Origin of the sequence: Desulfolutivibrio sp., assembly GCF_036584575.1 — a bacterium.
In the GTDB taxonomy this organism is placed as follows: Bacteria; Desulfobacterota; Desulfovibrionia; order Desulfovibrionales; family Desulfovibrionaceae; genus Desulfolutivibrio.
On sequence record NZ_JAZHDB010000209.1, the window covers coordinates 1 to 12,029 of the forward strand.

Below are 12,029 nucleotides of genomic sequence, written 5' to 3' on the forward strand. Positions count from 1 at the left end.
TCCAGAATCACCGACAGGGTCTTCTCGAACCGGTCAATCTCCCTATCGGTCAACCCCCGGTAGTAGAGCTCGGTCATTCTGTCGGAAACCTCCAGGTACTTCTTTTGAAAGCTCCGGTCCCTGTCGGTGCGTCGGATCAGGAGTACCCTCCGATCACGGGAAGAGGGCTCCCGGACAATCAGGCCGTCCCGTTCCAGCCGGTCGAGCATCCCCGTCAGGGTGGAACGCTCCAGCATTGTCTTTTGGGAGAGCTCCGTTATGGGGATGCCGTCTTTCTCCCACAGGGCGAACAGGATCCGTCCCTGGGCACCAGTTGGTGGCCAGCAATTCGAAGTAGGCGCGGGGGTGGTCGCAGGCCGGACACTTGTCCAAGGCCTGGGTTCCTTCGTGGATGTAGCCGCAGTTGCGGCAGCGCCACACGGCCTTTTCGGGGCGTTTGAAGACCCGGTCGGCCTCGATGTTTCCGGCCAGTTCCAGGTAGCGGCTCTCGTGGAAGCGTTCGGCCACGGCGATGGACTCGAACACCGAGGCCAGAAGGCCATAGCCCTCGTCCCGGGCGATCTTGGCGAAGTCCGGATACATGATGGTCTGCTCGTAGTGTTCCCCCTCGGCGGCGGCCTTCAGGTTGTCCACGGTGCAGCCGATGACCCCGGCCGGAAAGGCGGCGGTGATCTCCAATTCGCCGCCCTCCAGAAACTTGAACAGGCGCTTGGCGTGTTCCTTTTCCTGGTCGGCGGTTTCGGTGAAGATAAACGAGATCTGCTCGAAACCCTCTTTCTTGGCCACGCTGGCGAAGTAGGTGTAGCGGTTGCGGGCCTGGGATTCCCCGGAAAAGGCGGTAAGCAGATTTTTTTCGGTTTGCGAACCCTTGACGGATTTCATGGCGCCTCCTGTGGCGGTTTTTGGATCACTTGGCGGCACGGCCGGGCATATGGCGAAGACGATACCCCTTCGCCTTTTATTTTGCCAACTGGTTCATCTTGATGGAATTTCAGTCCTTGATGCCGCGCAGGGCGGTGATCAACGCCCCCAGGTCCGGGCGGGTGTTGATGTCGTGGACGTCGATGTAGCGGATGATCCCCTTTTCATCGATGATGAAAAGCGCCCGCTCGGCCACGCCCTCGGGCCGCAGGATGCCGAGCCTGCCGGACAGCCCGCCATGGGGCCAGAAATCCGAGGCCACGGGGAACCACAGCCCCCCCATCTGGGTCACCCAGGCGTGCTGGGACGGCGTGTTGTCCACGCTTACGCCCACAAGCTCGGCGTTGGCCGCGGCGAAAAGCTCCCGGGCGATGTTGTAGCCCGGCCACTGCCCGGAACACACCGGGGTCCAGGCCGCCGGGATAAACGACAGCACCAGTTTTTTTTTGCCCACGAAGTCGGACAGGCGCACCCGGCCGCCGTCGATGGTCGGCAGATCGAAGTCCGGCATGGGATCCCCGACCTTGACCGCAAGGACGCTGTCCACGGGCGTAAGCGCCCCGGGGACCTGAAAAAGGCTTTCCGTGAAGGCTGCGGTCTCCTCGGCCCACGCGGCAGGGGAAAAACCGACCACGGCCAAAAGCGGCAACGCCGTCAGGATGATCCGAAACAGCGGGCCACGGCGACTTGACGCCAGGCGCGTCATACAGGGCTGGGCTCGGTTCATGTGATTTTCCTCACAATGTCATGGTGCGGCCGCCAGAACGTCGGCGACGAAGGATTCGGGGGAATCCATGCGCCCCAGGCGGCTTAGGACAACGGTATATGCCGCCGCGCCGGGCTTTCGGGCCAGCACGTAGAAATACGGCGTGCCCACCTTGCCGCAGGCGTCGTGCACCGCAAAATCCAGGTCCGCCGCCAGGGGGAAGCGGATGTCGAACTTGGCCCGGAAAAGCTCCACCTCCATGGCCGAATTACCCGCGCCGATGCCCAGCATCTTGACCCTGTCGGCCTGGCCGCCGCTGGCCAGCAAGCCGTACACGGCATTGAGCGCCGGGGCCTCCCGCTGGCAATGCGGGCAGTACATGCTAAACACCTCCAGGATGACCACCGGGGCGGTCACCTCGGCCAGCCGCACGGGGCCGTTTTTTTTGGCGACGCCCAGATAGGTCCGGTGCTCCGGGGAAAGATCCGCCCCCAAGGACACATCCGGGAAGGCCGCCCCCACAGGCAGCGGTTCCGATCCGGCCGCCTCCGAGGCCCCAGCCGCCCAGGCCGGTGCGGACCATAGGGCCAGCGCCGCCAGCACAAGCGCCCACATCGCCGTTTTCATGCGCATCCTCCCTGTCTGCATTCCCAGCCGGGATCGGCTGAGGTGAACAGATAAGCATGCCCGGAGGGTTGGTCCATATTCCATGGTGAATTCCTGTGCATCATCCGTCCCGCATGGCCCGGGCAAAGGCCTGCTCCAGATCCTCCATGAGGTCGGCGGCGTCCTCGATGCCCGTGGAAAAGCGGATCAGGGTGTCGGAGATGCCCTGCCTGCGGCGCTCGTCCGGGGGCATCTTGGCGTGGGAGGTCTCGCAGGGGAAGCAGATGAGCGATTCCACGCCGCCCAGGCTCACGGCCTCAAGGATCAGTTCCAGGCTGGCCACGGCCTTTTTTGCCCTCTGTGGCGAACAATCCAGCTCGAAGGAGAGCATCCCTCCGAAGCCGCGCATCTGCCGGGCCGCCACGGCATGGCCGGGATGGTCCGGCAGGCCGGGATAAAACACCCGGGACACCAGCCGGTGGCCGGACAAAAATTCGGCCAGGGCCAGGGCACTTTCGTTGTGCCGGGCCATGCGCAGGGCCAGGGTCTTCATGCCGCGCTCCAAAAGGAAACAATCGTAGACGTTGAGCGTGACGCCGTAATCCACGGCCCGCTCCCGGACCTTGTCCATAAGCGCCTGGCTGCCGACCACAGCCCCGCAGTTGAGGTCGCTGTGGCCGTTTAGGTATTTCGTGCCGCTGTGCACCACCAGATCGAAGCCCAGGGCCAGGGGATTCTGGTTGATGGGCGAGGCGAAGGTATTGTCCGCGATGCTCACCAGACCGCGGCGCCGGGCCACGGCCGCCACGGCGGCCAGGTCCACCACATGAAAAAGGGGATTGGAGGGCGTCTCCACATAGACGGCCCGGGTGTTGCCCTGCACGGCGGCCTCCAGGGAGGCCGCGTCGGCGTTCGCCACCAGGGTGTAGCCGATGCCCAGGCGCGGCAGCTCCACGGACAGGAAATGGTGCGTGCCGCCATAGAGGTCGGCCTGGAAGACCACATGATCCCCTGCGGCCAGAACGGCCAAAAGGGCCACGGCCTCGGCGGCCATGCCCGAGGCCGCCACCAACCCGGCCTGGGCCCCTTCCAGGGCGGCGATCTTCTCGGCTGGGGCGTTTTGGGTGGGGATGTTGCCGTAGCGAGGGTAGCGATAGGCGTCCGCGCCGTCCACCTCAGCCCGCATGTAGGCCGAGGCGGTGTGAATGGGCGTGGTCACCCCGCCCACGAGCCTGTCCAATTTTTCTCCGGCCCTGGCGCACAGGGTGTCCGGATGCAGCTTGGCGCGGTCCATGACTCCTCCTTGTGAAACAGGTTGCCTGGCAGTGTAGCGTTGCGGGCCGTGAAAGTCATGATCCCCTTTTGACGCCGGGGCGCAGGAAGGATACATACCACGGCGGGAAAACGGGGTGCGCGGCCTGCGCGGCCGCCGCCGTGCAGGGAGAATCCGACATGCTCTTGTGGCGAACACTGACGGAAAAATCCCTTTCGCCAAAGCTTGTGGGAAAAATGCGCCGCTACCACCTGACCCGGGGGGAAGGCGTCCTGTCGTTTCAGGGGGAGCTTCTGGCCTATCACCGGCATGTCGACCAGGAGGACGCCCCGGACTATCCCGGGGTGAGCCACCTGATCACCCTGGCCCTTTTCCGCACGAAAAAAGGCCGCTTCGTGGTCTATTACATCGTGGAATATCCTGACAACGAACATCTCTTCGGCCAGCACCAATACGTGACCCATCTTCCGGAATTCGCGGACGTGACCCGTTTCGTGGCCGCCATGGCCTATATCAACGTGGAACCGTTCCGCACCAAGGTCATTTCCGAGGCGACGACCCGGCTTTCCCCTTCGGCGTGACCGGCGGGGATGGTTTTTTCGCCTCCCCGGCCACGTCCAGGGCCTCGCGCACCATGGTCTGACGGGCCAAAATCCGCTCCACATAGGCCACGGTCTCGGGGATGGCCGGCACCCCGCCGCTGCGGGCCACCACCTCCGGCCCGGCGTTGTAGGCGGCCAGGGCCAGATGCGTTTCCTTGAAGCGGTCGAGCATCATGCGCAGGAACCTAGCCCCGGCGGCGATGCTTTTTTCCGGATCGAAGGGATCGGTCACGCCCATGGTGGTCTGGGTGTCGGGCATCAGTTGCATGAGCCCCTGGGCGCCCTTGGGGGAGACGGCCCCGCTGTGGAACCCTGATTCCTGCTCGGCCACGGCGTAGAGGAGCTCCACGGGGACGTTGTGCTGTTTGCCGTAGCGCGTGAGCAGTTCGATGATCGGGCCGGTGGTCACCACCGGGCCATACGCCATGGACCGGCCCGGCCCGACGCCTGGGATCCTCCCGAAGGGTTTGACCGCCCCGGCGATCCAGTCCGTGCGCTTTTGCGCGGCCGCGCCGCCCTTTTGCCGGATGAGCCTTTTGATCTCCGCAAAGCCCAGCCTGGGGTCGTCTGGCCCCTCAAAGAGCAAGACGTGGCGGTCGGTGGCCTTGGTCTCGGACAGTTGCACGATGCCGTATTCGTCCTCATAGCCGTACAGGGAATAGGCCAGGGCCGCCCCGGGCAGCAGGCACAGGACGGCCAGAGCCGCCAGCGCGGCCGACACGATGGGCAAGACGGGCACGACGGGCGCGACGGGCCAAAAGCCCGGGCGGCGGGGTGGAGACGGCGGCAGGGAAGCAGTCATGGCGCCTCCCGTCTGCGTGAGGATCACGGGGCAGGCCGCGTCCGGCCGGACGCCGAAGCGCCGACCGGACACAGCTCAAACGGGTTTCTGAACAGATTGGTCTTTTTGTCCCGCCTATTTCCCAAAGGGGCACTTGGGGAAGGTGCAGGTCTTGCAAGTCAGGCAAAAGCCTCCCTCGGCCATGTCGGCCAGATCCGACCGGGTCATGTCCAGCCCGGCCAGAAGCCTGGGCAGAAGCAGATCCAAGGCCGTGACCTGATAATACAGGGCGCAGGCCGGAACGCCAAGCACCCTGGCCTTGCCCATGCGGCCGAGAAGCGTCATGGCCCCGGGCAAAACCGGCACGCCGTACAGGGCGTCGGTCAGCCCGGCCTTGTAAAGCCCCTTGCGGGTCACGTCGTCGGGGTCCACGGAAAGTCCCGCCGTGGTCACCAAAAGCCTGGCCCCGTCGGCCACCAGATCGGCCGCCGCCCGGGCGATGGCCTCCATGTCGTCGGGAACCACGGCCGTGCCCGTGATCTCGCAGCCGAATTTCTCCACCTTGCTTTTGACGATGGGGATGAACTTGTCCTGGATAAGCCCCTTGAACACCTCGGTGCCGGTCACCAGGATGGCCGTGGGCAGGGGCTTGATGGGGGCTACGGAAAAGAGCGGGCCGTCTTCCAGAACGGCCATGGCCCGGTCGAAGCGGGCCCGGGACAGGTACAGGGGAATGGCCCGGCAGGCCGCAAAACGCTTGCCGCCCTCCACGGGCAGAAAACCCTGGCGCGAGGCGCACATGACGTCTTCCACCAAGTTGAAGGTCTTGAGTTTCTGCCGGTCAAGGAGCAAAAGCCCCTCCTTCTCGGCCCGGAAATTGATCTTGCCCTCCTTGGGCGGCTCCTCGAAGGCGACTCCCTCCCCGGCCATGGCCCGGGCAAAGGCCAGGGCGGCCTCGTTCTCGTGAATCCAGGAAAGCCCAGGATCCACGTCGTCCATCACGAAGACCCGTTCCCGGCCCATGGTATGCAGACGGCACACGTCGCCCGCCGTCAAAAGCTGCCCGGCCAGAAACTCCGGATCCTTGCTCTCGCCAGGGACGACGCGGGTCATATCGTGCAGGGCGCGGCGGCCCACGGCCTGGGCCGTGGGGATGGCCCGCAGGCCGGGTTCCGCCGTGGGCGTCATGTCCATGCCCGTTCCGGCATCGGTCATATAGGGGTGCTCGCCGGAGCAGCCACGGCACATGCCGCCGTCCGCCGCCGGATAGGCCTCGCCGCACAGGGGACACACGGCGATGGCCCCCATGCCGCCCTTTTTGAGGAACGAATCGGACACCTTGACCGGGGCCATGCCGCACAGGCTGGGGCCCGCCCGGCGAATCTCGTCCACCAGCCGCTCCCGGTTCTGCTCCCGCTTCGGCTTGAGTTTGAGGAACCAGGCCCGTATCTCCGGCCACATGGTGAGCTTGGCCGGGTCGATCCACACCCGCACCCCCTCGCCCGTGTACTTGTCGTACAGGGCCAGGGCGTAACGGCCCAGGTTGACGGACTTCATCCAGCCGTTGCCGAAGCTGCACAAGGTCAGAAGCTGTATGGCGTCGGGGAGACACTTGGGGGTCTCCACCACGGCGTCGAAAATGGTCCCTTCCGGCAGGGCGCTTTTGGCCAGCTCCACCATGAACCCCCCGATCAGGAGCCCGGGGGCCGGGTTGCCGTGAAAGGCCGCCGCCATGATGACGTATTCGTCGAAGGTATATTTCCCGATGTTCATGCGAACGCCTCCTGTGTTCAAAATGTCATAACGGGTTTCCCCCTTTGGCCCAACTTCGGAAAAAAGAAAAGGGGCGGAGAAAAAAAATGTCCCCGCCCCGGGCCGTTTCACCCGGGACGGGAACAAAATGACGGCGGCGGCTAGACGTCCGAGGCGATACGCCCGAGCTTCTCGGCCATTTCCGACAGCCCGGCGATGGCCTGGACGGAATGGGTCATGCCCTCGGCCGTATCCGAGGAAATGCGGTCCACGTCGCCGATGGCCTTGGTGATCTCGTCGCTGGCCGCAGACTGCTCCTCGGCGGCGGCGGCGATGGTCTGCACCTGATCGGAGGAATCGCCCACCAGAGCTGCAATCTCGTCCAGCACCTTGCCGGAATCGCTGGACAGGGTCGTGGCCCGCTCCACGGCCGTGGCCGCGCTCTGGGTCAGATCCATGCTCTTTTTGGTCTCGGCCTGGATGGCCGCCACCACCTTGCCCACCTCGCCCGTGGCGTTCATGGTCTTTTCCGCCAACTTGCGGACCTCGTCGGCCACCACGGCGAACCCCCGGCCGGCATCCCCGGCCCGGGCGGCCTCGATGGCGGCATTGAGCGCCAAGAGGTTGGTCTGGTCGGCGATGTCCGAGATCACGTTCATGATCTGGCCCACGTCCATGGCCCGCTTGCCAAGGCCCTCCATGCCGTCGCGCAGGGAGAAGGTCAGGCCCTGCACCTCGCCGATGGCGGTGACGGCCTGGCGCACCACGCTGACGCCCTTTTCGGCCCGATCCCTGGCCTGTCCGGCCAGTTCGGCGGCCCGGCCCGCGTTTTTGGCCACCTCAAGCACGGCGGAATTCATCTGGTCCATGGCCGTGACCACCTCGGACATGCGGGAGCGCTGGACCTCGGCCCCCTGGCGGACCTCCTCCGCCTGTCGGGAAAGCTCGCCAAGGGAACCGGCCACCCCGGCGGCCACCCCGGTCAGTTCGACATTGATGCCCTGGATGCGCTCGAGATTCCCGGCCAGCTCCTCTTCCTTGCGCACCACGGCGGTCATGTCCTGGGCCAGCTCCAAATACCCGAGTTGGTTGCCGTTACAGTCGCGCATGGATTGCACCAGGGGCCTGATGACCATGCGTTCGCCATGGCGCATGCTTTCCACATAGATGTCGGGATCGACCCGGCGTCCCTCAGCGGCGCACCGCACCGGGCAGTCCGGGGTGCCACAAACTCTGGTTTTAAAAACATCGCCGCAAAACGTGCCTTTGAGCTCTTCAGCCGTCTTTCCGGCCGCGTCGGCCATGGCCAGGTTGGCGAAAATAATGCGGTTTTTCTCGTCGGCCACGAACAGCGGGTCGGGCACGGCGTTTAAGACCGCATCACTTAAGCACAAGATTTCCGAGAGCTTGAAGGTGAGCTTGTTGAACCAGCAGGCCAATTGCCCCATCTCGTCCTGGCGCGACTCGTCGAGCCGGTCCCGAAGATCGGCCCGGTCCTCGGTGATGTCCCGGATCTTGGCGATCATGGTCTCGATGGGCGTGGCCACGTTTTTCACGAAGACCAGATGCACGGCCCCGGACGAGGCGGCCAGAAGGACTGCCAGAAGGCCCAAAAACACGTACAGCACGGTTTGGATGGCCGCCGACTCCTTGGCCGTGGAAAAAGAGAACACCAGGATGCCGGTCTGGTTGCCCTTGTAGTCGTTGACGGGCATGGCCGCCACAACCTTGTCGCCATGCTGCTCCATGACCGTGCCGGTCTTGGCCTTCTCCAAAAAATCCGCCTTGATCCACTTGGTGAGGGTCTCGTTCTTGGCCGCGGTGATCTGCACGAAACGGCCGTCCAGAACCGGATTCTTGGCCGGATCGCGCAGGGCTCCGGTGATTTTGAGGAACTCCGAGTTCATATACAGGGCCATGTCCTGGCCCTCTCCGGCCACCTTGGCCAGGATCGGGGCGAACTCGCTTAAGACCTCCACCGACCCCAGGTGCTTGCCGTCCGGCGCCACCACCGGCGCAATGCCCCGGAACACGAAGCCGCCCTCGCCCAGTTCGATGCCCATGACCGGCTTGCCCGTGCGGTTGACCTCCATGACCGTGGGTCGAAACGAGGAAATGTCGTCGGAGATGTCCAGGCCCGTGCCGTCGCGTTTGACCTGCTTGTCGCGCCACACCCGCACCAGGCTGCGGCCGCTGGGCAGATGGTAGTGGAGTTGGAACTTGCGGCCGCCCATGGCCTGGGCATACCCCTTGACAAAGGGCGAAAGCGCCGTCCGCAACTCCTCCCTGGCCTTCTGGGCCATGGGATCTTTTTCCGCATGGATGTCGCCCGAGTGGGCCGTTTCAAAGGCCGAAACCACCACGGGCAGCCGCGAGAACAAGGCCGCCTGCTCCAGGGTCATGCGCGAGGCCGTGTCGATGGCGTTGTCCACCTCACGGGTTTTGTTCTGGACGATCTGCGAAACGAAGTTCCGCTCCAGGCCGTCCAACTGGAAATACATGACGACGAGACTTACTCCGCCCAGCAGCAAAAACGCGGCTGCAATTGGAAGAAACATCTTTCTGCGTATGCCCATGGTCCCTCCGTGACGGTCGAGTGGCGAATGCGACCATCGTAAAACATACCAGTTTAGGAGAAAATCAGACCGCGAACAGAGGGCAATGCTGGCCGAAGGGGAAAACCGGCTTGGCCCGCGCCGGAACGGTGAAACAGGAAACGCCGCAAAAACGGATCGCCTCCGGTCAGACCGTTATCCGGGGAACAGGTCGCGCTCTCAATCAACATGTCGCCGGGACAAGCCGTCGCCATAGGGTTGTATCCGGCGATATATCCCATGGGTATCGTTTCCTCGAAATTCGAACAAGCGCTTTTCGAGGCGGACATGTATCCTGTTTCTTTACCGAGGGATGCCGCGTGGCTGGCACCACCGGTCTCCGGAAGATTTACCAAAAAGGGGCGTCGCCGCAGTGGCGCCGCCCCTGGTTCAGTTCCTGCCTGCCCACGTCAGGAGGCCGTGCGGATCTCCACGAAGTGCTCCTGCATGGCGATGGCGCCGCCGCCCTTGTCCCACTTGCGGATGCCCTGAGTCATGAACTCGTTGTCGGCCACGCCCTTGCCTCGGGCCCGACTCTCCACCGGCAGGGTGTGCCCGAAGCCATGCACCATGAACACCGCCTCGGGATGCATGAACGGGGTGACGAAGGCCTTGATGCGACCGCTATGGCTGGCGGAGGCCACTTCCACATATTGTCCGTCCGCGATGCCCATCTTTGCGGCCACGGCGGTATTGATCCACACCAGATTCTCGGACATCTGGGAGTTGAGCAAGGGGTTATTCACCGTGTGCCCCTGAGTATGCACCCCGCACCGGCCGAAGGTGATGCGGAACTTGCCCTCCGGGGGCCGTTCGGGGGAGACGTAGGGAGCCAACGACGGCAGGCCGTCCTTTTCCAGCTTGGCGCACACCATCTCGATCTTGCCCGAGGGGGTTTTGAAGGTTTTTTCGTCGGGGTTGCGATACAACGCCTCCGACGCAAGATTCACCATGCCCGTTTTTTCGAAATCCTCGATGGTGTAGCCGGTGCCTTCAAGCTGGTACTTCCAGATGTCCTCGATGGATTCGAAGGCCATCTTGTCCAGCCCCATCTTTTTGGCCAGTTCGCAATAGATTTCCCATTCGGCCTTGGTGTCGAAACGCGGCTCCACGGTGCGCCTGCGCACGAACAGATACGGGCTACAGCCTTTTTTGGTGCCTATCGTGCTTTCCCGCTCCAGGTACGGCGACAGCGGCAGCACCACGTCGGCGTGCCAGGCCGTGTCCGACCAGGAGAAGGTCACGGACACCAGCAGGTCCAGCTTCTCCCACAGGGACTTGACATCCTTGGAGTCCGGGAAGGCCATGAGCGGGTCGTGCCGGTGGGCGATGTAGGCCTTGATGGGATAGGGCTTGCCTGTGGCGATGGCCTCGTAGGCCAGGTTGATCAGGCCGGGCCCGGTATCGAAGTGGGTGCGCTCCTGCATCCAGCCCACGCCGTCCACACGTTTTTCCTCGGGCTTGGGGTAGATGGCCATGAGGTCCTTGACGCTCTGTTTACCCACGTCTCCGGCTCCGTTGGCCAGGGGCAGGCCGCCCTTGGCCCCGATGACTCCCAGCAGGGCGTTGATGATGTAGGCGGTGCGGCTCATGTAGAACGAGTCGGAATAGCGGGCGGTCATCCAGCCCGGATGCCAGATCACCGAAGGCGCGGCCTCCGAAAGTTGCACGGCCAGCTTTTCGATGGACGCCGCCGGGACGCCGGTCTCGGCCTCGGCCCAGGCTGGCGTGTAGGGCGCGATGAAGGTGGTCAGGGCTTCGAAATCATGAACCCATTTTTCCACAAATTCCTTGTTGTACAGCCCCTTGGTCACCAATTCGTGGATCACGGCGAGATTGAAGGCATAGTCCGTACCCGGCCGGATGAGGAAAAAATTGTCGGCCTTGGCGGCGGTTACCGAGGCCCGTGCGTCAATACAGGTGATCTTGCAGCCGTTCGCCTTGGCGTCGAGCAGGTCGTTGACCTCCTTGACGTTGATGGCCTCGAAGATATTGCGGGTCTGCAGCACCACATGTTTGCAATTTTTCAGGTCATAGCCCACGGTCTTGCGACCGAAGCCGAAGATCGACAGGGCGGCGTGCTGCACGTTGCGGGCGCAGGCGGCATCGTGGTTGCAATAGTTCGGCGTGCCCAGGCCGCGCAGAAAGGTCCGGTAGATTTCCCGGAAGGGGCCGCCCCGATCCGAAAGCAGGATCGACTTGGCGCCGTGCTCCGCCTTGATCTTTGATAATTTTTCCGCCACGTAGGTCAGGGCCTCGTCCCAGGTCGCCCGCCGCCACTTGCCCTCGCCGCGCGCCCCGGTGCGAATCATGGGAAATTGTGGCCGCTCGTCATCGTTCACCAGGGCCATGCCCGCCGCACCCCGGGCGCACAATGAACCCTTGATGCCGCCCGCGTGGGGGTTGCCGTGGATGGTCAAAAGTTTGCCATCCTCCACCACGCTCATCATCGGACAGCGTACCGTACACATGCCGCATATTCCATAGACAGATTTTTTCATGGCTCCCCCTGGGATAGATGCTCGTATGTCCGCCTGACATTTCGGACGGTAAGCTACCACAGCAGACACCACTGGCAAGAAAAAAGTGTTGTGAAAAAATGAACAATGCAGCAACGACGCGCTTTTTCAGCCCCCAAAACATATGTGAACGAAAAAACTTGTGACCCTCCCTTGACTTTCCCCTGGAAAGGGGCTTTGTAATCGACCATAAAAAGTGTCCGGACAAAGACTTACGCGTTTTGACGTCAAACCGTCATACCCTTACGGGCCGCGCGGCCCGAGGCGAGACATGG

General features: G+C 63.4%; 10 protein-coding genes and 1 pseudogene. 1 reads left to right on the forward strand and 10 read right to left on the reverse strand.

The annotated features are described in order from the left end of the window. The 5 genes and pseudogenes from V3572_RS17820 to V3572_RS15060 form a co-directional block, all read right to left on the reverse strand. On the reverse strand, positions 1–296 hold a 296-nt coding region (locus V3572_RS17820; RefSeq protein WP_442877391.1), incomplete at its 3' end, for a MarR family winged helix-turn-helix transcriptional regulator. Positions 297–309: 13 nt separating this feature from the next. Continuing rightward, positions 310–882 (reverse strand): annotated as a pseudogene (rbr, locus tag V3572_RS15045) (rubrerythrin); the annotation flags it as partial. Positions 883–991: 109 nt separating this feature from the next. After that, positions 992–1,648 carry a peroxiredoxin gene (locus tag V3572_RS15050; protein WP_332111840.1) on the reverse strand — a complete coding sequence of 219 codons (657 nt, stop codon included), beginning with the start codon at positions 1,646–1,648 and terminating at the stop codon, positions 992–994. Positions 1,649–1,666: 18 nt separating this feature from the next. After that, entirely contained in the window at positions 1,667–2,254 is a 588-nt protein-coding gene (locus V3572_RS15055; RefSeq protein WP_332111841.1) for a peroxiredoxin family protein, read from the reverse strand. A 100-nt stretch (positions 2,255–2,354) separates the two neighbouring features. After that, entirely contained in the window at positions 2,355–3,527 is a 1,173-nt protein-coding gene (locus tag V3572_RS15060) for a trans-sulfuration enzyme family protein (protein ID WP_332111842.1), read from the reverse strand. 158 nt (positions 3,528–3,685) lie between these two features. On the opposite strand from V3572_RS15060, the gene V3572_RS15065 reads away from it, so the two are divergent. After that, the gene (locus V3572_RS15065; RefSeq protein ID WP_332111843.1) at positions 3,686–4,087 is read left to right on the forward strand and encodes a hypothetical protein; all 402 of its coding nucleotides are present in this window, start codon (positions 3,686–3,688) and stop codon (positions 4,085–4,087) included. Here V3572_RS15065 and V3572_RS15070 read toward each other — a convergent pair. The 5 genes from V3572_RS15070 to V3572_RS15090 form a co-directional block, all read right to left on the reverse strand. Continuing rightward, entirely contained in the window at positions 4,047–4,910 is an 864-nt protein-coding gene (locus V3572_RS15070) for a lytic transglycosylase domain-containing protein (RefSeq protein WP_332111844.1), read from the reverse strand. The two genes, V3572_RS15065 and V3572_RS15070, sit on opposite strands and share 41 nt — an antisense overlap. Positions 4,911–5,024: 114 nt before the next feature. Further along, positions 5,025–6,662 (reverse strand): FmdE family protein, encoded by a 1,638-nt coding sequence (locus V3572_RS15075; protein ID WP_332111845.1) that lies wholly within the window; start codon positions 6,660–6,662, stop codon positions 5,025–5,027. A gap of 140 nt (positions 6,663–6,802) precedes the next feature. Then, a complete protein-coding gene (locus V3572_RS15080) occupies positions 6,803–9,217 on the reverse strand; it encodes a methyl-accepting chemotaxis protein (RefSeq protein WP_332111846.1) in 2,415 nt (804 codons plus the stop codon). A 53-nt stretch (positions 9,218–9,270) separates the two neighbouring features. Beyond that, a complete protein-coding gene (locus tag V3572_RS15085) occupies positions 9,271–9,477 on the reverse strand; it encodes a hypothetical protein (protein ID WP_332111847.1) in 207 nt (68 codons plus the stop codon). Positions 9,478–9,645: 168 nt separating this feature from the next. Next, on the reverse strand, positions 9,646–11,736 hold the full coding sequence (locus V3572_RS15090) for a molybdopterin-dependent oxidoreductase (RefSeq protein WP_332111848.1): 2,091 nt from the start codon (positions 11,734–11,736) through the stop codon (positions 9,646–9,648). Positions 11,737–12,029 lie beyond the last annotated feature (293 nt).